At 62.2% G+C, this 19317-nt stretch carries 18 protein-coding genes; 6 read left to right on the forward strand and 12 right to left on the reverse strand.

Translation table 11 applies throughout. The features are described 5' to 3' along the window. Positions 1 to 410: 410 nt before the first annotated feature. The 3 genes from BM229_RS05940 to BM229_RS05950 are packed head-to-tail and all read right to left on the reverse strand — an operon-like array spanning position 411 to position 3505. Positions 411 to 2366, reverse strand: coding sequence for a pyridoxamine 5'-phosphate oxidase family protein (locus BM229_RS05940; RefSeq protein ID WP_093926705.1), 1956 nt, complete (start codon positions 2364 to 2366; stop codon positions 411 to 413). A gap of 26 nt (positions 2367 to 2392) precedes the next feature. After that, positions 2393 to 2869, reverse strand: coding sequence for a nuclear transport factor 2 family protein (locus BM229_RS05945; protein WP_093926706.1), 477 nt, complete (start codon positions 2867 to 2869; stop codon positions 2393 to 2395). A gap of 12 nt (positions 2870 to 2881) precedes the next feature. Beyond that, on the reverse strand, positions 2882 to 3505 hold the full coding sequence (locus BM229_RS05950; protein WP_093926707.1) for a glutathione S-transferase family protein: 624 nt from the start codon (positions 3503 to 3505) through the stop codon (positions 2882 to 2884). Between the two features lie 107 nt (positions 3506 to 3612). Between BM229_RS05950 and BM229_RS05955 the strand changes: the two genes are divergently transcribed. The 3 genes from BM229_RS05955 to BM229_RS05965 all read left to right on the forward strand — a co-directional run bounded on the left by BM229_RS05955 (position 3613) and on the right by BM229_RS05965 (position 6924). Then, entirely contained in the window at positions 3613 to 4515 is a 903-nt protein-coding gene (locus BM229_RS05955; protein WP_093926708.1) for a LysR family transcriptional regulator, read from the forward strand. A 377-nt stretch (positions 4516 to 4892) separates the two neighbouring features. Beyond that, positions 4893 to 5306 carry a c-type cytochrome gene (locus BM229_RS05960; protein WP_093926709.1) on the forward strand — a complete coding sequence of 138 codons (414 nt, stop codon included), beginning with the start codon at positions 4893 to 4895 and terminating at the stop codon, positions 5304 to 5306. An 88-nt stretch (positions 5307 to 5394) separates the two neighbouring features. Next, positions 5395 to 6924, forward strand: a complete 1530-nt coding sequence (locus tag BM229_RS05965) for a PAS domain S-box protein (RefSeq protein ID WP_093926710.1) — start codon at positions 5395 to 5397, stop codon at positions 6922 to 6924. Here the strand turns inward: BM229_RS05965 and BM229_RS05970 are convergent. Then, entirely contained in the window at positions 6921 to 7652 is a 732-nt protein-coding gene (locus BM229_RS05970; protein WP_093926711.1) for a response regulator, read from the reverse strand. The two genes, BM229_RS05965 and BM229_RS05970, sit on opposite strands and share 4 nt — an antisense overlap. Before the next feature lie 164 nt (positions 7653 to 7816). On the opposite strand from BM229_RS05970, the gene BM229_RS05975 reads away from it, so the two are divergent. Together BM229_RS05975 and BM229_RS05980 are read left to right on the forward strand one after the other, a co-directional pair. Continuing rightward, entirely contained in the window at positions 7817 to 8488 is a 672-nt protein-coding gene (locus BM229_RS05975; RefSeq protein WP_093926712.1) for a helix-turn-helix domain-containing protein, read from the forward strand. 31 nt (positions 8489 to 8519) lie between these two features. Continuing rightward, positions 8520 to 9359, forward strand: a complete 840-nt coding sequence (locus BM229_RS05980) for a universal stress protein (protein WP_093926713.1) — start codon at positions 8520 to 8522, stop codon at positions 9357 to 9359. A 33-nt stretch (positions 9360 to 9392) separates the two neighbouring features. On the opposite strand, the gene ccoS is transcribed toward BM229_RS05980, so the two are convergent. From ccoS to ccoN, 8 genes are all read right to left on the reverse strand, one after another. Beyond that, complete coding sequence (ccoS, locus tag BM229_RS05985) at positions 9393 to 9578, reverse strand: cbb3-type cytochrome oxidase assembly protein CcoS (protein WP_093926714.1); 186 nt, start codon at positions 9576 to 9578, stop codon at positions 9393 to 9395. Next, entirely contained in the window at positions 9575 to 11695 is a 2121-nt protein-coding gene (locus BM229_RS05990; RefSeq protein WP_093926715.1) for a heavy metal translocating P-type ATPase, read from the reverse strand. Before BM229_RS05990 ends, ccoS begins: the two co-directional genes overlap by 4 nt. Then, entirely contained in the window at positions 11692 to 12159 is a 468-nt protein-coding gene (locus BM229_RS05995; protein ID WP_093926716.1) for a FixH family protein, read from the reverse strand. Before BM229_RS05995 ends, BM229_RS05990 begins: the two co-directional genes overlap by 4 nt. Before the next feature lie 4 nt (positions 12160 to 12163). Next, the gene (locus tag BM229_RS06000) at positions 12164 to 13705 is read right to left on the reverse strand and encodes an RdxA/RdxB/FixG family protein (protein WP_093926717.1); all 1542 of its coding nucleotides are present in this window, start codon (positions 13703 to 13705) and stop codon (positions 12164 to 12166) included. 83 nt (positions 13706 to 13788) lie between these two features. Then, the gene (ccoP, locus tag BM229_RS06005) at positions 13789 to 14694 is read right to left on the reverse strand and encodes a cytochrome-c oxidase, cbb3-type subunit III (protein WP_093926718.1); all 906 of its coding nucleotides are present in this window, start codon (positions 14692 to 14694) and stop codon (positions 13789 to 13791) included. Beyond that, the gene (locus BM229_RS06010) at positions 14691 to 14879 is read right to left on the reverse strand and encodes a cbb3-type cytochrome c oxidase subunit 3 (RefSeq protein WP_093926719.1); all 189 of its coding nucleotides are present in this window, start codon (positions 14877 to 14879) and stop codon (positions 14691 to 14693) included. Before BM229_RS06010 ends, ccoP begins: the two co-directional genes overlap by 4 nt. Positions 14880 to 14889: 10 nt before the next feature. Then, a complete protein-coding gene (gene ccoO, locus BM229_RS06015; RefSeq protein ID WP_093926720.1) occupies positions 14890 to 15726 on the reverse strand; it encodes a cytochrome-c oxidase, cbb3-type subunit II in 837 nt (278 codons plus the stop codon). A gap of 4 nt (positions 15727 to 15730) precedes the next feature. Further along, a complete protein-coding gene (gene ccoN, locus BM229_RS06020; RefSeq protein WP_093926721.1) occupies positions 15731 to 17356 on the reverse strand; it encodes a cytochrome-c oxidase, cbb3-type subunit I in 1626 nt (541 codons plus the stop codon). A 1150-nt stretch (positions 17357 to 18506) separates the two neighbouring features. Between ccoN and BM229_RS06025 the strand changes: the two genes are divergently transcribed. Continuing rightward, positions 18507 to 19274 carry a sugar transferase gene (locus BM229_RS06025; RefSeq protein ID WP_244152121.1) on the forward strand — a complete coding sequence of 256 codons (768 nt, stop codon included), beginning with the start codon at positions 18507 to 18509 and terminating at the stop codon, positions 19272 to 19274. Positions 19275 to 19317 lie beyond the last annotated feature (43 nt).

Here is a 19317-nt window from a genome sequence, read left to right on the forward strand (position 1 = left end):
ATGTAAATTTCAGCAGTTTTTATGTCGCTGTGCGGTAGGACCGCCAACACCTCGTAAACTGAACCGCCTTGCTCAACGATCTCTTCTGCGCGAGTTTTCCGGATGCCGTGCTGCGATCGTGGCGGCCCCGGTGCAGATTATTGACATGCTCGAACCCTTCTTCGTTCAACACCCCCACTTGCTCCGCATTGCCAAATGCGGCTGTGAGGCCCTCGGCTGCGGTCAATGCACTAATGATACCGCGCAGGATCGGATCAGAACTGCTATGTGAGCCGGTCATTGGGCACAAAGCTTCCGATCCTTGCTCTTCCGGTTTTTACCGCCCCCCACTTTACGGTCGCTGAACATTCCTGACCAAGAGGCATTTGAGGTGCCTTCTGAACAGACCTGCAACCCAAACTCGCCATCTTTCAAAAGACAAATGTTTCGCGGTGACGCCGTGTTTCTTCAATGCTCAGCTCGTCTAGGACCGCTTCGACACTGTTCATCATGGCGTCCGGGCCGCACATATACACATCCCGCATTCCAAGATGCGCAACCGCCTTAACGTCTTCGGGCTGCATGCGTCGCGCCTTTCTCTCTAGCGACTGACCAGCGAATGTCTCACGAAGTTCATTCCAAGCGGACTCACCAGCCAACAGGTTTTCTCCCGCGCTTTGAAACGCAACGATTTGCAGTCTCAACGGGTCCAATTCAGAGCATTTCTGCAGCACAAAGTGATGAAGAACTGCGATGTCATCGTCCCGTCCAGAAAACAAAAGCACGATGTCGATAGGTTGTTTCTGCGGATGCGCCATTGCCAGCTTTTGGATCCCATCCCACATCGCCATAAACGGTGTGATGCCCACACCCCCTGCGACCCACAGCATCTTTTCAGGGAACTTTGGATACCCCTCTCCAGCATCGCCCGAAAAACAAGTAAAACCAGCGCCCATTCCTTTGAACTGAATAGGAAGAGCCTGCGCTAGCAATTGATCCGCGCTGTCGTGCAAAACGTTCGACATCAGGCCTCCCGGTTTGCGTTTGACGGTAACACTGACCCGGTTGGTCCGACCAAAGCCGGTTCGATCTGCGCCTAAATCCGGCGCGTTGGACACAGTCCAAGTGCGTACGAAGTCTTCATTCACTAGCTGCGGGTTCGCCTCGTTCATGTGGCTGTAGCCCGCGTGCAAAAGGCCAGAGAAGTCAAAAACACCAAACCCGCCGGGCAATGGCATCTGAACCGCTTGGGAAAGCTCGAAATCGAAGGTCGTGATCGTGAGAGACAGGGTTTTTGTCGAGACAAGCGTAGCCGTAAGCACCTCTGTACTGATATGCGTTTTGATCGCATGCCCGCTCTGCTCCAACTCCGTGCGTAAGAGTTTGACCGGCGGATTATAGGGCGACAGCTCTTCTTGAGACGTAAGCTTTAAGTTTAGTCCGCCCCGCACAAAGACTGCACCTGTTACCTTGATGCGCGTCAGCAAGCTTGTGCGCGGCATCAAAGCATCCGCGTCAGCCCCAAGTAAATTTTCGGCCTCTCCCGTGATATAGAGAACTTCACCGGTATCAAAATCCGGAAAGACCAATCCGACCTGTGGGTCGGTTTCGATATTCCCGAGCGATTGGTAAAAACGATTGCCGGAATGATCAGGCAAAACCAGATACGTGTCGCCATAGCCCGCCTCGTACAACCGGACAAAACCCGGAGCGCCACCGCGATGATTGACACCCATGTCGCTCTGAGCGCTGCTATCGCTCGTGTGTTTCGTCGCCATAAACACCGTACTGGCGCGCGCGACTACGGACTTTGCCGCTTCCGGCAGTGTCGAACACTGCACGTCAAAGCGATCAAGAGCAATTTTCGCGCTGCGCTGTGCGTATTCCAAAGCACGGACAGTGATGTATTTCGGACAGTTCCCAAGATGCTGATTTGAGGTCAGGTTCAGTTTGATCTTTCCCCCGCCCTCGACCGCAGCATCCTCGATTAAACCTGAAATCTTGTTGCGCCGACGGTTACTGAAATCGACCCCGACCCCAGCAAATAGCCGGGCATCGCCGTTTGTAGAGTGATCTTGACTGATTGCGCGCACAAAGGGGTCAAAGGGATTGGTTTGCGCCACGACCTGTATCGCGTTCTCGCCCGCAATATGAATGCCAAGCGATGGATCGCTGGCGGACTGCGTGACCAGAAGGCTCACCCAAGGGCGTCCCTGCCGATCAAGCGTCCCCAACGGCAAATAGGACAATCCCGCAAAGAACCCCGCGTGTTGCTGTGGCATTTCGCTGTAGATGTAATGCGGGATTGCATCGCTCAGCTCCTGCGGCGTGTGACGCCGCGCTTGCAAAGCCAACTCTCCCCAGTGCGATTTGTGCATCTGCTCCATCGCTTGATCCTTCCACTTTCTGCCAGTCAGAGCCCCAGATCGCTCAGACTGGGATGATTGTCCGGACGCCGCCCGAGCGGCCAGTGGAACTTGCGGTCCGCCGGCTTGATTGGTTGTTCATTGATACTGGCGAAACGGCGCTCCATGTAGCCATTCGTGTCGAACTCCCAATTCTCGTTGCCATAAGCACGGAACCAATTCCCGCTGTCGTCGCGATACTCGTAAGCATAGCGCACCGCGATACGGTTCCCATCATAGGCCCAAAGCTCTTTGATCAGGCGGTAGTCGAGCTCCTTGGCCCATTTCCGGGTTAGGAACGCTTCAATCTGATCGCGTCCTTCGGGAAACTCAGCCCGATTGCGCCATTTGCTGTCCGGCTTGTAGGCCAGCGCGACTTGCGACGGGTTTCGGCCATTCCAGCCGTCCTCCGCCAAGCGCACCTTCTGAATAGCACTTTCTTTTGTGAAGGGTGGCGAAGGATGCCGCGGGGCTTCTGGTGCCATAAATCTATCCTTTCAGTTTCCAACCAAGCCAACGGCTGTCGACGGCATTGCCTCGAAGCCTGGCAGTGCTTCGAACCTGGCCAGCCAAGCGCGAACGTGAGGGTAAGAATCGAGCGAGATGTTCCCTTCTGGCGCATGCGCGGTGTACGAATAGCAGGCAACATCTGCGATCGTGGGTCCATCACCGACAAGCCAATCATGGTCCGTGAGGCGATACTCCAGCTTTTGCAACGCTTTTGCAGCTACAGCGGCGGCAAAATCCGGGTCCAACTGAGCACCGAAGACAGTGATCAACCGCGCAGCGCAGGAACCAAAGGCGATTTCTCCAGCCGCCAAAGTAAGCCAGCGCTGGACATCGGCCTCTCCGATCGCGTCGCTCGGAAACCAGTCCTGCGCGTAAGCCCGAGCAAGATAGACAAGGATCGCGTTCGAGTCGGACACGACCACATCTCCATCCTCAAGGACTGGAACTTGGCCATTGGGGTTCATGGCCAGAAACTCAGGCAACTTGTGCGCGCCCGCGGCCAGATCGACTGGAACGATTTCATGCGGAATCCCGGCAAGCTTGGCGAAAACCAAGGCGCGATGCGCATGGCCGGACTTGGCAAAGTGGTGAATGCGAACAGCATTGGGCATATGACTCTCCGTTTGGATTTGGATGTTGGCCCAGCAATACACCTTGCATCTTTTGGCGATAATCACCTAAATTCGACCTATTATAAGCCCTCAAAAGGCGCAATCTGATGGACAAAATCGACCGTATGCGGGCCTTTGCCTTGGTCGCAAAGAACGCATCGTTCACCACTGCCGCGAAACGCATGGGGCGTTCCGCGCGCCTTGTAAGCAAATACGTGGCTGATCTGGAAAACGCGCTTGGGGTGCAGTTGCTCAATCGCACAACGCGTAGCGTCTCGTTGACGGACGCAGGGGCGACATACCTCACGCTGTGCGAACCTCTTTTGGACGGTTTCGACGAGCTGGAAGAGCGGGTTCGGAACGAACAAGTCTCGCTGCGTGGTGTGATCCACATCTCGGCACCAACGGGCTTTGGGGTAACGCGGCTGGTCCCCTCGCTCACAAAGTTTTCCGAGGCACACCCACATGTAGAACTGGATCTGAGGTTCTCGGACCGGCGGGCATCGATTGTAGAGGAAGGCCTCGACCTTGCTATCCGGATTGGCCCCATGCGGGACAGCTCTCTGAAAATCCGACAACTGGGCCCCATGGCTTTGGTTGTCTGTGCCTCTCCGGCGTATTTGGAACGCGCAGGACGTCCAAGCCACCCACGGTCACTGATAACGCATGAGTGTATCTTGGATAGCAATATGGCCGAGCCCACGATGTGGAGATTTAATATCGGTGGCCGGGAAGAAACCGTCCAAGTAAACGGGCGCTTCCGAATGGACGCGCCCGCAGCGTCCGCACGTCTTGCAAGACAAGGCGCAGCTATCGCCCGGTGTCCGGCATATACTGTCGCCGATTGCCTGAAGACCGGAGAGCTGGTCGAGCTTTTTGCGGAGAACCGGATTTCGCCTTATGTCGTCGCCGCGCTGTTCCCTCAAAACAGGCGTTTAACAACCCGAGTACGCGCACTGATTGACCATTTGGCAAGTGATCCGGAACTATGTCCTGATGACAGCCGCTGACGGCCCAAAGCGGACCTTTACCAATTAGCTTAGAGCTATGGCAAAGCGCCAGTAACCCGACATCGGCAAGGCCGCGCAGCATCGCAAGTGTTCAAGGTCAGCACTGCGCGCAGTAAGCTCTTATTTCGGATGTTTCGGCAGTGACATCCGGAAAGTTCCTTCTTTCCTTCGAGGCAAAGCCCGACGACGATTGATTCAGATCAAGGAGTTTCCCCCGAAATCACGCATTCTCGAGATGTAATGTTTCTAGTACCTATTCAGCAGCACCACTCGACAACACCGATGAAGAAGGGTGGGTCAGACCCTTCTTTGCCTCCCCCTGCCCCATAATTAACAACGCCGCCAAGGTTCACTCATAACGAGAGGAACGATCTGCCATGCACACACGCTCAATTTTCTTCGTCGGAACGATCTGCGCTTTTCTTACCGCCTGTTCCGAGCCGCCTGACCGCGACCCTCGAGCGGTGCGGGAAGGGCAGAGGATCTACGCCAAGGAATGTGCCGCATGCCATGGCGGCGGCATGGAGCCGGGCAACGCGGCTGCGAGCCCTACCTACGTGGTGGCCCCCGACCTCACCCTGCTGAAACGTCGCAACGACGGCTATTTCCCGCGCGAGTTCGTCAGCCGGTTTGTCATGGGCCAGCTGGAAAAGGACGATCCCGCCTCCCCGATGCCGGATTTCTCCGCGCAGGGGTTGCGAAATGTGTACCCTCATGGCGGCGCGGATGGCGAAGTTCTGGAGACAGACTTCGAGAACCTTCTCGATTACTTGGAGACGATACAACGTTAACAGCCAGCGTTGCTAAACGACAGACTGCTTGCAAGACCCCACGCCAGCGCGTTTGCTGCCCTGACGCCCCTGACCGACGGAAACCCGCATGAAGATCAACGACACAAGCCCCGTCCTGCTCGCGCTTTTGGATGCCGCGGTTGATGCTATGGTCATCGCCGACCACGAGGGGCGGATCCTGCGGGTCAACAAGGCGGCAGCCGGCCTATTCGGGCACCCGGTCGAGGCCTTCGTTGGGCGCAATGTCCGCATGCTGATGCCCGCCGACATGGCGGCTCGGCACGATGGTTTTCTGCACCACCACCTCGACACCGGGGAGAAACGGATCATCGGCATAGGCCGCGACGTCGAGGGTCTGCGCGCCGATGGCAGCGTGTTCCCGCTGCACCTCTCGGTGGGCCGCGCCGATATCGAGGGCGAGGTCGCCTTTGTCGGGATCATGCACGACCTCTCGCGCCGCAAGGCCGCCGAGGAGGCGACGGCCCGCTCGCAACGGATGGATGCCATTGGCCAGATGACCGGGGGTATCGCGCATGATTTCAACAACCTGCTGACCGTCGTCATTGGCAACCTCGAACTGCTCGAGATTGCGGAAACCTCTACGAAAAGCGGCGCGCTGATCTCGGACGCGCTTGAGGCCGCCGAGGTGGGCGCCGACCTGACCTCGCGGCTTTTGGTCTTTGCCCGCAAAAGCACGCTTAACGCCGAGGTGACCGATCTCAACGCCGAGGTCTCAAAGGCAGTCGCGATGCTGCGACGCACCATCGGCGCGCATATCGCGATCGAGACGGCCTTCGCCCCGGACCTGTGGCAGACCATGATCGACGCGACCCAGTTGCAGACCGCGGTGCTCAACATCGCGCTCAATGCGCAGGACGCCATGCCTGCGGGCGGCAGGCTCACCCTCGAGACGCAGAACATGGCGCTCGACGACAGCTACGTCGTGCAGGAAATCGGCATCGACATGGGCAATTACATACGGCTTTCCATCGCCGATACCGGAGAGGGCATGACGACAGAGACCCGCACCCGCGCGATGGAGCCCTTTTTCTCGACCAAGCCGGTGGGGCAAGGCACCGGTCTAGGCCTGTCGATGGTCTATGGCTTCATCCGACAGTCCGGCGGGCATATTTCGATCTACAGCGAGCTCGGCAAGGGCACGACGATCAGCCTCTATTTCCCCGCTCTGCCCAATGCCGCGCCCGAGGGGGACGAGGCAGATGACCGCGCGAAGGGCCATGCCGGGATCGGTGCCGGGCGGCGGGTCCTGCTGGTCGAGGACGATCCGCGCGTGCTGCGCCTGTCGGAGACCCGGCTCGAGGCGCTTGGTTTCGTCTGCGTCACGGCGACCAGTGGCGATGCGGCTTGGGAGACCCTGCAGGCGCGCCGGGATATCGACGTGGTCTTCACCGACCTGATGATGCCGGGGGAACTCTCGGGCCATGCGCTTGCCCTGCGCGTGGCGGAAGAGATGCCGGGGATCAAGGTTCTCATCACCTCGGGGTTTTCAGAAGACATCCTCGGAAGCAAGGCCGTGGCCGAGCAGTTCCCGATGCTGCGCAAGCCCTACCGGCAGGCCGATCTGGCAGAGGCGCTCGGCGCGCTCCTGTCCAGCTAACCGGCCAGATCGACAGGCTTTTCGGTCAGCATATAGCCCAGCCCGCGCACCGTCTTTATCAACTGCGGGCGGGCCGGGTCGCGTTCAAGCTTCTTGCGCAGGCGGGCGACCTGATTGTCGATTGTGCGGTCCAGCGGGGTCCAATCGCTGCCGTTCACCAGATCCATCAGCCGGTCGCGGGACAGCTGGCGCTGCGGGTTGCCCACGAAAGCCGCCAGCAGTTTAAAATCCGACGTGGTCAGCGCGCAGTCGCGGCCCTCGCGGTCCAGAAGCTGCATGGCGTCGAAATTGATCCGCAGTCCGTCGAGGCACTGCCACAGCTCGGCGACTTCTCCTGACGCCGCGGCGGGCGGCAGGCGCTTGGCCGTGCGACGCAGCACCGAGCGCACCCGCGCCAGCACCTCGCGGACGTGGAACGGCTTGGTCAGGTAATCATCGGCGCCAAGCTCCAGCCCCACCACCCGGTCAATTACATCGTCCTTGCCGGTGACCATGAAGATCGGCACGTCATGCTCGCGCTGCAATTCGCGCGCGATGTCGAGACCGTCCTCGGCCCCGAGGTTGAGGTCGAGCGTAACCAGATCGAAATCACCCTCGGCAAAGGCCGCGCGTACGCTTTCACTGCCCTCGGCCTCGGCCACCTCGTAGCCGTCGCTCTCAAAGCAGCGCCGCAGGAGGGTGCGGATTTTGGCGTCGTCATCGACGACGAGAATTCTCTTCGTGGTCACGGCTAAGCCCCCTGTTGCGGCCCCGTCTCGCGCGTTCAAGCAGGGCCCCTCATCCTATCCAATGCTGCGCCCGGCGACAAACCGATACAATCCGTTACACGGCCAAGCGTATCGCCGCGACCTCGGCTTGGGAAAGTGCCTTGCGACAGAACAAGGACGCCCGCATGTACGTGACACTTTCAAGCGCATTCACCCCCGCCATTGCAGCCCCCGTCGGGATACCCAACCCGGCCCCGGCACACCGCCGGACGCTTTCGGTGGGCGCCCATCTTTTCCGCGAGGGCGACATCGCCAATAACATCTACGAGATCACCTCGGGCGTCTTTCGTCTCTCCCGCGTGCTGGACGACGGGCGGCGGCAGGTGATCGCCTTCGGCCTGCCCGGCGACATCATCGGCTTTCCGAACGGCACCGTGCATCACAGCGATTGCGAGGCGATCCAGGCCGGCGCGGTCATCTCCCACCGGCGCCATACGCTGGACACGCTAAAAGGAGACGACGCCACGCACCAGCGGCTGCTGCACGCCGCTCTGCGCGAGATTTCGGCGATGCAGGATCACCTGATGATGCTGGGCCGCAAGTCGGCGATGGAGAAGGTGGCCTCTTTCCTCGTCACCCTCTCGGACCGCATCGGCACAAGTCGCGACGGGCTCACGCGCTGCGCCCTGCCGATGAGCCGCGCCGACATCGCCGACTTCCTCGGCCTGACGATCGAGACCGTCAGCCGCACCCTCACGCGGCTGCGCAAGGCCGGGGTGATCGCTTTTGACCGGGCGCAGACGGTGCTGATCAAGGATAAGGACGCACTGCTCTCGGCCGCACAGGCGCGTGTCTGACGCCGCGCCACCGCATGAAAGGAGACAGATCATGACCATCAAGACCATCCTCTCTTGCCTCACGGACCCGCGCTCTGCCAAGAGCGTGCTGGCCGCCGCGGCGCTTATCGCGCGGCGTCATGACGCCCATGTGATCGGGCTGCACACTGTCGAATCGCTCGCCGTCTATCCCGGCGTCGCCCTGCATGTGCCCGACATCGTCTTCACCGAATACGGCCGATCGCAGGTCGCGCAATCGGAGGACATCAAGGAGATCTTCGAGACGTCCTATCAAGCAGAGGAATTTGCCCACGAATGGCGCCTGCTGCACAGCCAGTCCGAAACCGCCGCCGAACGAATCGTGGAAAGCGCGCATTGCGCGGACATCGTGCTGATGGCCGCCGCCGATCCCGATGCCGACACCCCCGCCCATGCCCGCCTGCTGGAAAGCGTGATCCGCGATGCGGGCCGCCCGGTGTTGGTGGTGCCGCAGGATTTCTCGGGCGACCATCTGGGGCAGAGCATCGTGTTGGGCTGGAACGGCACCCGCGAGGCGGTCCGCGCGGCGCATGACGCGTTGGCCTTGCTGCAGGCGGGCGATTGCGCGCATATCCTGCGCGTGAACGACCACAGCCACGACGCGGGGCTAAAGGCGACCTCGGGCGATCTGGCCGCGGCCTTCGACCGCCACGGGATTGAGACCACGCTGGTCGAGCGCAGTTGGGAACGGCCGGGAGTCGCCGCGGCGCTCAGCCGCGAGGCCATGGAGCGTGGTGCCGACATGGTGGCCGTCGGCGCCTTCGGCCATTCGCGGGCCTATGATCTGGTGATCGGCGCGGCCACCCGCGACCTGCTGCGCCATTCGGAGGTGCCGGTGCTGTTTTCGCGCTGAGCTCCAATCTGCAACGCATGCCCGCCCGCCGGTTCACTCCGGCGCGGCGGGCGTTTTGCTGTCCGGCCCCCGCGGGTCGAGGGGATCTTCCAGAAGGATGCGCGCGGCATCCCCCTCGAGATCTTCGTACTGCCCGTTGCGCAGGGTCCAGAGGCAGGCGGCCAGCCCCCCCGCGCCCAGCAGGACCGACACGGGAATGAGAATGATCAGGATATTCATCGGCGCACCGCGTTCATCGCCACAAGGATCGAAGACGACGACATGACCGCCGCCGCCATCAGCGGCGTGGCATGGCCCAGCACCGCGACCGGGATTGCCACGGCATTGTAGAGCGCCGCGACGGCGAGGTTCTGCCGGATGCGCCGCCGCGCACGGCGGGCAAGCGCCAGCGTCTGCGCCACCGCACGCAGGTCCACGCCCAGCATCACCCCGTCGGAGGCCACCCTTGCGGCGTCGAGCGCGCTGGCGGGCGCGAGCGAGGCATGAGCCCTTGCCAGTGCGCCGGTGTCGTTCAACCCGTCGCCCACCATCAGCACGCGACGGCCTTCGCGGGTCATCCCTGCAAGGCAGTCGGCCTTGTCCCCCGCGCGCACCCCGGCATGAACCTTGGCGATCCCGAGCCGCCGTGCCAGCACCTCGGCCCGGGCCGGGGTGTCTCCGGTCAGCATCACGACGTCAAAACCCGTCGCTTCCAGATCGGCGATCACCTCCAATGCGCCCGGTCGAAGGTGCTCGGTTAGGGGCAACGGGATCACTTCGCCGGGCAATTCGAGCACAGGGCCCTTCGCTCCGCGCCCCAACCGCACCGATCTGCCGTTCCAACGCGCCTCAACCCCCTCGCCCGGCAATTCGCGTAGATCGGTCAATTGCGCCGGAGCGCACTCCGCAAGCGCCGCCACCAGTGCGCGGGAAACCGGGTGATCCGAGGCCTCGGCCAGCGCCCGCGCGACCGCGGCGGCCTCGGGCGCGAGACCGGGCAGCCGCGCCACGCCTTCGGTCAGCGTGCCGGTCTTGTCGAAGACCACCGTGTCGATCTCGGCCAGACGCTCCAGCGCGGTGGGGGATTTCAGCAGTACGCCGCCGCGGAACAGCCGCCCGGTCATCGCCGCCGTCACGGCCGGGATGGCCAGCGCCAAAGCGCAGGGGCAGGTGATGATCAGCGTCGCCGTCGCCACCGAGATGGCGTGATGCAGATCGCCCGTCAGCCCCCACCAGAGGGCAAAGGCCAACGCGGCCAACCCATGCACCACTGGCGCATAGAGACGTGCGGCGCGGTCGGCGAGGCCGCTGTAGCGGTGCCGTCCGGTCTCAGCCACCTCCACAAGGGCGGCAAGGCGGCGCAGGGTGCTGTCCTCAGCCCGGCGTGTCACGGCCAAGGTCAGGGGCGCACCAAGGATCACCTCGCCCGCGCAGACGGCGCCGCCCACCGAAAGCGGCACCGGCGCGGCCTCTCCGGTCAGCGCGGAGCGGTCGAGCGTGGCGGGGCCTTCGGCGGTCCCGTCGACCGGGGCCCGCGCGCCAGCCGCCAGCGCGATGCGGTCGCCGGGCATCAGCGCGCAGACATTCACCGTCTCGCGCCCCGCCTCGGTCAGCCGGGTCGCGCGGGGCAGTTCCAACGCTGTCAACTCTGCCGCCGCCGAGCGCGCCGTGGCCCGCGCGCGGTGCTCAAGATAGCGCCCCACCAGAAGGAAAAAACACAGCGACAGCGCCGCGTCGAACCAGGTATGCGCGCCGGTGTCGGCGAAGGTCTCGTAGAGCGAGGTCGCGGCAGCCAAAAAGATCGCAAGCGCGATCGGCACGTCCATGTTCATACGCCCCGCCCGCAGCGCCGTGACGGTAGAGGCGAAGAAGGGCACGGCCGAAAAAGCCAGGGCCGGCAGTGCGATGGATGCGGAGACCCAATGGAACATCTCCCGCGTGACCTCGCCCGCACCGGACCAGACAGCGACGGAGACGGCCATGACGTTCATCATGGCGAACCCGGCGACAGCGGCGCGCGCCAGCAGTTTGCGGCCCTCCTCGTCTCCCGCGGGACCTAGGGCGGAAGCGTCCAGCAGATGCGCATCGAACCCGGCGGCGTTCAACACGCTCAGGGCTTCACTCTCGTCATGGCCCGCGGTCGGCAGAAGGCGCAGCCGCTTGGCCCCGAGGTTCACCCGCGCCGCGGCGACCGACGGCAGATCGGCCAAGACGCGCTCCACCCCCGCGATACAGGCGGCGCAGTGGATTTGCGGCAGGGCGATGTATATCGCGTCCCCGGCCTTTGGTGCCGGGCGCGCCGGCATTTCGGTCAGGGGGGCTGCGGCGATGCAGCCCGGGCAGGCCGCAACGCTCATGGTGCCACCCGCAGCGGGATGCGGCGGCGGAACGGGGTGCCGTCGGCCGCGCGCATTTCTATCCGCAGGTTCCAGTTGCCCGGCCCAGCCTTGACCGGCGCCACCCAAGCCGCACCGTCCCAAGTGAAGATCGGCGTGATGTCATCCGCCACGGTGGTCGCGCGGCCCAGCGTCGCCGAGAGAATTTCCGGCCGGACGCTGCGCCCCTCCGCCGTCACCACCAGCCGCAGGGCATTTGCTGTCAGATCGGTCTCTACCGCCCAGCCAAGCGCTTCCTGTGCCGCCCGGTCGGCCTGAAAGTGCTGCGAGGCGATGTAGCTCGACTCGGTCTCCTTGCCGGGGAAGGTCCGTACCGCGTTGATCGCCAGCGCGAGATTCACCGCGATGATGATCGAGAAACCGCCGACGAAGCCCGCCAGCACGTGCCATCCCGTCAGTGGCCGATTGACCTGCCTTGCCGTCATCGCCTCACTCCTTTCCGTTGAAGATAGTATCGCCATGCGCCCGCGCGCCCGAGGAGACGTCCTCGACCCAGAAGCGCAGGTCGCTGCGAGCGCGCGCGGCCGCCGGAGCCTCGGGCGGGGCGATGACATAGACCCGCTGGCGCTGCGTGCTGTCGGGGGGCACCGCGACGGTGGTTCCCACGTAACCCTCAAGCGCCAGTTTCAGTCCCGCCGCCGCGCCGAGCGACAGGCGGAAGTCGCGCGCTTCCCCGTGCTTGTTGCGCAGCCGGATGTCATAGGCGTTGCGGATCGACCCGTCAGATAGGGTCACGAAGGTCGGATTGCGCACCGGGGCGACCGTCATGTCGATCTCGGGCCGGACGAAGAGCGCCACCACCAGCGCCACGCCGATCGCGGCCCAAGCCAGCGTGTAGAACACGGTTCGAGGCCGGAAGACATGCTGCCAGAGCGGTTTTGGCCGCCAGTTGGAGTCGGCCATCGCCGCACTTTCGCCCGGGCGCGTCGGCGGCTCGTCGTCGAGCGCGAGATAGTCGATCAAACCGCGCGGGCGGCCGATCTTGTCCATCACGTCGTCGCAGGCGTCGATGCAGAGCGCGCAGGTGATGCATTCCATCTGCTGGCCCTCGCGGATGTCGATGCCCATGGGGCAGACCGCGACGCAGGCGTTGCAGTCGATGCAATCGCCGAGGGCCTCTCCGCTACGGGACTGCCGCGCACCTGCGCTGTCCTTGTCGAGCGCGGCACCATAGCGCGCTACCGCCTCCCCGCTGCCCACCGCCTCGGCCGCGGCCTGCGCACGTTTCACCCCGCCCTTGCCGCGCGGCTCACCTCGCCAGCGGCGGTAGCCGACGGTCAGCGTGCCCGGGTCCACCATCGCGCCCTGGATGCGTGGCCAGGGGCACATGTAGATGCAGACCTGCTCGCGCATGAAGCCGCCGAATAGGAAGGTCGTCGCCGTTAGTACCGCGATGGTGGCATAGGCCACCGGTGCCGCCTCGAGCCTGACCAGATCGCGCGCCAGCGTCGGGGCGTCGGCGAAATAGAAGACCCAGGCCCCGCCGGTCGCCATGGCGATGAGGAGCCAGACCGCCCATTTCGCCCCCCGCAGTCGCGCCTTGCGCAGGCTTATCGGGGCCTTGTGCAGGCGGATGCGCGCGTTGCGGTCGCCCTCGATCCAGCGCTCCACGGTCATGAAAAGGTCCGACCAGACGGTCTGTGGGCAGGCATAACCGCACCAGACCCGGCCCAGAGAGGAGGTGAAGAGAAACAGCCCCAGACCCGCCATAATCAACAGCCCGGCGACGAAGTAGAATTCATGCGGCCAGATTTCGATCCAAAAGAAATGGAAACGCCGATTGGCCAGATCGACCAGCACAGCCTGATCAGGCAGGTTTGGCCCCCGGTCCCAGCGAATCCACGGGGTCACGTAGTAGATCCCAAGCGTGAAGATCAGGATCGCCCATTTCAGCGAGCGGAAGAAGCCGTTGACCCGGCGGGGAAAGATCGGCTCGCGCGGGGCGAAGAGTGGCGGGGCTTGTGTGGACATGGGGGTTGCGGGCTCCGGGTTCTGCCTCAGTGGCCTACACCCGTCGGGCACAGGCCACTTTGATCTGCATCAAAGCGCGGCGCTTAATCGGCAGTTGTCGCCGCGGCCTCCCCCACGTCGGCTTCACCGCCGCCGAGCCCATGAACATAGGCACTCACGGCGCGCACCTCGGCCTCGCCCAGACGGGCCTGCCACGAAGGCATGACCCCCATGCGCGGTGCCTTGAGCTGCGCCAGAATGTCCGCGTAGCTGTCGCCGCGCAGCCAGATCGCATCGGCAAGGTTCGGCGCGCCGATCTCGCGGTCGCCAAGCCCCGCGGCCCCGTGGCAGGAGCTACAGTTGTCGGCGTAGAGCTTTGCCCCCTGCCCCGCGGCGGTTGCGTCATGCGTCAGGTCCGACAGGCTGCGCACGTAATGCACGGTGGCGTCCAGCTCCTCGGGCGCCATCCAGTCAAAGGGGGGCATTTCCGAAAACCGCGCCTCGGGGTCCTCCTCGTTGCGGATGCCATGGCGCACAGTGTAGGTGATCTCGGCCATAGTCCCTCCCCAAAGCCAGTCGTCGTCCAGAAGGTTGGGATAGCCCGAGGCTTTCACGCCCCCCGCCCCCGCGCCGTGGCATTGCGAGCAATGTGCGGCGAAGACCGAGCGGCCTGCCTGTACGGCGAAACGGTGTAGCTCTTCGTTCTCCGCCAACACGCCGAGATCGACGGTGACGAGGCTCTCGGTCAGATCGGCGTTCGACAGTTCGACGCGGGCGATTTCGGCGGCGACCTCGCCGCGGGTAGAATAGCCCAGAAGCCCCGTCGTCGCGCCCGAGACCATCGGCCATGCCGGGTAGAGGATCGTGTAAATCACCCCCCAGACGACGGTTGCGTAGAAGGTCCAGAGCCACCACCGTGGCAGCGGCGTGTTGAGCTCCTCGATCCCGTCCCAGCTGTGGCCGGTGGTCTCGGTCCCGGTGGTGGGGTCGATCTTGCGGTTGTCGGTCATTTTGTGGCTCCGTCTTCTGGGCCCTTGGGCGCGGGTTCATCGCGGAACGGTACGGTCGCCGCATCATCGTGCAGCGCGCGCGAGCCGGGCCGGAAGGCCCATCCGATCACGCCCAGAAAGATCAAAGTGAGGATCAAAAGCGCCCAGCTGTCGGCCAGTTCGCGCAGGAAGGAATAGGTGTCCATCAGCGGCTCCTCAGCGGCTGGCGTCGGGCACGAAGGTCGAGAAATCGACCAGCGTCCCGAGCATCTGCAGATAGGCGATCAGCGCATCCATCTCGCTTACCCCCGGCTGGCCGTCGAAATCGCGGACCTGCGCGCCGGGATAGCGTTCGATTAGCCCGTCGTAATCGCCGAACGGATCGACCTGAACGCGGAAATCGGCACTGGCGCTGGCGATCATCTCGTCGCTGTAGGGCACGCCCACCATACGGTGGGTCTCGACCAGATCGGCCACCTCGTCACCATCGAGCCGCGCGTCCATCAGGAAGGCGTATTTCGGCATGACGCTTTCGGGCACCACCGACTGCGGGTCGATCAGGTGATCCACGTGCCATTCGTCCGAGTAGCGCCCGCCGACACGCGCAAGGTCCGGCCCGGTGCGTTTCGAGCCCCATTGGAACGGGTGGTCGTACATGGATTCGGCAGCAAGGCTGTAGTGGCCGTAACGCTCGGTTTCGTCGCGCATCGGGCGGATCATCTGGCTGTGACAGACATAGCAGCCTTCGCGCACGTAAACCTCGCGCCCGGCCAGTTCGAGCGGCGAATAGGGGCGCATGCCCTCGACCTCCTCGATGGTGTTCTCCAGCCAGAACAGCGGCGCGATCTCAACGATGCCGCCGATGCTGACCACGGCGAGCGAGGCCATCAGTAGCAAGGTCGCGTTGCGCTCGAACCGCTGATGAAAGGTGATGGTCTGCGTCTCGGGCGGCAGTTCGTTTGGGATCTTTCCCTGCTGCATACCTTCTCCGGCGGTAACCACTTTGGGATCATCGGTGGGGTCGTAGTCGGGGCTTTGGGGGTTCTTGCTCATTGTCTTACTCCGCAGGCAGGGCGACGGTAACGGGTCGTGATTTCGGTCCGCGGATGGTCATCCACATGTTCCAGACCATGACTGCACCGCCCGCGAGGTAGAGCACCCCGCCCAGAGCCCGGATCACGTACATCACGAACTTGGCCTCGACGGTGTCTGCAAAGCTGTTGACGAGGAACCCGTTGGCATCGACCTCGCGCCACATCAGCCCTTCCATGATGCCGGTCACCCACATCGAGGCCGCGTAGAGGACGATCCCCACGGTCGCGAGCCAGAAGTGCAGGTTGATCGCCGCCATGGAATGCATCTGCGTCCGGCCCCAGAGCCGCGGGGTCAGGAAGTAGAGCGCGCCGAATGTGATGAGCCCGTTCCAGCCAAGCGCGCCGGAATGCACATGGCCGATGGTCCAGTCGGTGTAGTGGCTCAGCGAGTTCACGGCCCGGATCGACATCATCGGCCCCTCGAAGGTCGACATGCCGTAGAAGGCGAGCGAGGCCACGAACATGCGGATGATCGGATCGGTCCGGATCTTGTCCCAGGCACCTTCTAGCGTCATCAGGCCGTTGATCATACCACCCCATGAGGGCATCCATAGGATGATCGAGAATACCATCCCCAGCGACGCCGCCCAATCGGGCAAGGCGGTGTAGTGCAGATGGTGCGGTCCGGCCCAGATGTAGAGGAAGATCAGCGCCCAGAAGTGAATGATTGACAGCTTGTAACTATAGACCGGCCGCCCCGCCTGCTTCGGCACGAAATAATACATCATGCCCAGGAACCCGGCGGTCAGGAAAAAGCCCACGGCGTTATGACCATACCACCACTGCGTCATGGCATCCTGCACGCCGGCGAAGACCTGCACCGATTTAGAGCCCCAGATCGACACCGGGATGGCAAGGTTGTTGACCACATGCAGCATGGCCACGGTGATGATGAAGGCCAGAAAGAACCAGTTGGCGACATAGATATGCCGCTCGCGCCGGTTCATGATCGTGCCGAAGAAGACGGCGAGATAGGCCAGCCAGACGATGGTGAGCCAGATGTCGATGTACCATTCGGGCTCGGCGTATTCCTTGGACTGCGTGGCGCCCAGAAGGTAGCCTGTGGCCGCCAGAACGATGAAAAGCTGATAGCCCCAGAAGACGAACCACGCGGTATTGCCGCCCCAGAGCCGTGCCGCACATGTGCGTTGCACGATGTAGAAGGAACTGGCGATCAGCGCGTTGCCGCCAAAAGCAAAGATCACCGCGCTGGTATGCAGCGGGCGCAGGCGGCCGAAGTTGGCATAGGGCTGCGCCCAGTCAATGTTGAGCACCGGAAAGGCCAATTGCAGGGCGATGAAGGTCCCGACGAGGAAACCGACGACGCCCCAGAAGGCCGTCGCGATCACGCCGTAGCGGACCGGCCCGTCCATATAGTCCCGCATCCCGTAGGCCTGCGCGGACACGCTGGGCGCTGCCGGGGCATCCTCGACTGGGATCTGGCGCAACTGCCAGATAAAGGCCCCCGCCGCGAGCACCATGATGAGCACCGCATGAACCATATAAGCCGGATCGCGGGCCCAATCCGCGCCAAGCGCCGCGAAAAACGCGATCAGCGCGAAGAGGATCAACTTCACCATATCGATCATATTCCGAATCCTTCACTCTTTCAAAGACGGATCGCATGGCCCGACCGGGGGCGTTTTGACTTGGGTCAATTGGGCGGCGACAAACCTGTAGAGATGTCGGTGCGCGGCTTTCGCGCGCTTGCGGCGATTACTGCGCGCGAATTGATCCAGCGCAAATGCTATGCGACCTCGTCCCCCTAAACGGGGGTGCTTGATCCCGCAGATGAGTTGGACGCCCCCAATCTAATCCGCACCTCTTCGGGAAGAGCGGCAGAAGCGCAGGAAGTGCCCGCACGGGCCTCAGACATAACTGATACATCCGGCTTGGACCGATAGGGGTATCGTGAATGTCGAAGCGAACAGATGATGTGCACACTGCTCGTAAGATTTGCGCTGAGAGCTGTGTAAGCGCTTGTCCAGTATCGCAGCCATCACTTGTGAAAGGTGCCCAAGCCGCTATGGCGGCAAACTTGTCATCCCCGCGAATAGCAAATGGATCGAGGACTTAAGGCTGATACGCACAACCATGGCCAGGTCATCCACACCACATATTTCGATTAATGCTTTTCCTCGTATTGAATCGCCGGACCGACCCTGAACAGCCACAGGGAATCACTTTGGGATTCAACCGTTCATTGGGGAGGGATAAGCCCACGCATCTTGCGTTTCGCCCAACTGTCGCCCAGCTTTCCCTTTGACATTTTCGTGACCATGGCTGGGGCGCGGGGTCCTTTTGACGCGTTTTGGTCACCTTGGCAGAGGCAGGATTATCGATCCTGCGAACACAGAATGAATAGTGCCCCGCATCGCTACCGGAAAACAAAGCTGACGCGATCCCTAGGAATTATAGATTATAATTCAGTGCCTTATAATATACTCCAATACCTCCGGGCGCGCCTTTCACCGTGATATGAATGGTCCGATCTCATCTCTCACCATGCCGATGCCCCCTGCTCTAACTCCCCCAGATCATTGATGAAATCCTGCCCGCCTCGCCAAGAAGGAAACAGTCTGTTTCTTAAAAAAAGGAGCAAATAAGGCGCGAAGGTGGTAACAAATGATACGTACCCTACCTGAACGTATAGGTCGGATAGACTTTCGACTTTTAGCGGCGAGAACGCGCCGCGGGCCGCAGTGGCCCGAATGAATGCGATAGACCCTGGGGGGTTTGATGAAGTACTTTAACGCCGACCGACACGCTTTTGGCCTGATGGAAATCACTGCCGGACCTCCGGTGCTGGCCCGCCAGATGGACCGCGCACCTAATGCTGCGGGCGCTGCCGTTTTGCAGGCATCGCGTGAATTGGCCTCTTTCTGCCTGCGCCCCAAGGGTCTTTATGGTCGCTACGCCAAACCGGTTCTCGACAAACTGCTGATCCTTGCCGTCCTGCCTATCGCGTTGCCGATCATTGCCCTTTGTGCGCTGGCGCTGTGGATCGAAAGCGGCCAACCCTTTTACACGCAGCAGCGGCTGGGCCGTAGCGGGAAACGCTTTTCCATCCTCAAACTGCGCACCATGGTTCGTGACGCCGATGCGGTATTGGAAAGCTATCTTGCCGCAAATCCGGCCATGCGTGCGGAATGGGATGAGATGCAAAAGCTGAAGAACGATCCGCGCATCACGCGGGTTGGTAACTTCTTGCGGGCCACATCCATCGATGAACTGCCTCAGATTTGGAACGTGCTGATTGGCGACATGAGCTTGATCGGACCGCGCCCAATGATGCCGGAACAGCTTGAAATGTACGGCGACCCGAAATCCTACTTTGCTCTGCGCCCCGGCATTACCGGACTTTGGCAGGTCTCTGCGCGCAACAACAGCCGCTTTACCTACCGCAATGAAGTAGATGGCGCCTACCGTCGCAACCTCTCTCTACCGATGGATCTGACCATTCTGATCAAAACCGTCGGGGTCGTCTTGCGTCGGACGGGGTGCTGAGCGATGCTGACCACGCCTGCTAACAATCGGAAATTGTCCACCT

Origin of the sequence: Sulfitobacter dubius (assembly GCF_900113435.1) — a bacterium.
In the GTDB taxonomy this organism is placed as follows: Bacteria; Pseudomonadota; Alphaproteobacteria; order Rhodobacterales; family Rhodobacteraceae; genus Sulfitobacter; species Sulfitobacter dubius.

Excerpts from the sequence above, each read along its gene's own strand:
- BM229_RS05940 (WP_093926705.1), bottom strand. The coding sequence starts at position 2,366 with ATGGAGCAGATGCACAAATCGCACTGGGGAGAGTTGGCTTTGCAAGCG.
- BM229_RS06000 (WP_093926717.1), bottom strand. The coding sequence starts at position 13,705 with ATGTCCACACAAGCCCCGCCACTCTTCGCCCCGCGCGAGCCGATCTTT.
- ccoN (WP_093926721.1), bottom strand. The coding sequence starts at position 17,356 with ATGATCGATATGGTGAAGTTGATCCTCTTCGCGCTGATCGCGTTTTTC.
- BM229_RS06010 (WP_093926719.1), bottom strand. The coding sequence starts at position 14,879 with ATGGACACCTATTCCTTCCTGCGCGAACTGGCCGACAGCTGGGCGCTT.
- BM229_RS05965 (WP_093926710.1), top strand. The coding sequence starts at position 5,395 with ATGAAGATCAACGACACAAGCCCCGTCCTGCTCGCGCTTTTGGATGCC.
- ccoS (WP_093926714.1), bottom strand. The coding sequence starts at position 9,578 with ATGAATATCCTGATCATTCTCATTCCCGTGTCGGTCCTGCTGGGCGCG.
- ccoP (WP_093926718.1), bottom strand. The coding sequence starts at position 14,694 with ATGACCGACAACCGCAAGATCGACCCCACCACCGGGACCGAGACCACC.
- BM229_RS05980 (WP_093926713.1), top strand. The coding sequence starts at position 8,520 with ATGACCATCAAGACCATCCTCTCTTGCCTCACGGACCCGCGCTCTGCC.
- BM229_RS05950 (WP_093926707.1), bottom strand. The coding sequence starts at position 3,505 with ATGCCCAATGCTGTTCGCATTCACCACTTTGCCAAGTCCGGCCATGCG.
- BM229_RS05960 (WP_093926709.1), top strand. The coding sequence starts at position 4,893 with ATGCACACACGCTCAATTTTCTTCGTCGGAACGATCTGCGCTTTTCTT.
- BM229_RS05990 (WP_093926715.1), bottom strand. The coding sequence starts at position 11,695 with ATGAGCGTTGCGGCCTGCCCGGGCTGCATCGCCGCAGCCCCCCTGACC.
- BM229_RS06025 (WP_244152121.1), top strand. The coding sequence starts at position 18,507 with ATGAAGTACTTTAACGCCGACCGACACGCTTTTGGCCTGATGGAAATC.
- BM229_RS05975 (WP_093926712.1), top strand. The coding sequence starts at position 7,817 with ATGTACGTGACACTTTCAAGCGCATTCACCCCCGCCATTGCAGCCCCC.
- BM229_RS05955 (WP_093926708.1), top strand. The coding sequence starts at position 3,613 with ATGGACAAAATCGACCGTATGCGGGCCTTTGCCTTGGTCGCAAAGAAC.
- BM229_RS05945 (WP_093926706.1), bottom strand. The coding sequence starts at position 2,869 with ATGGCACCAGAAGCCCCGCGGCATCCTTCGCCACCCTTCACAAAAGAA.
- BM229_RS05995 (WP_093926716.1), bottom strand. The coding sequence starts at position 12,159 with ATGACGGCAAGGCAGGTCAATCGGCCACTGACGGGATGGCACGTGCTG.
- ccoO (WP_093926720.1), bottom strand. The coding sequence starts at position 15,726 with ATGAGCAAGAACCCCCAAAGCCCCGACTACGACCCCACCGATGATCCC.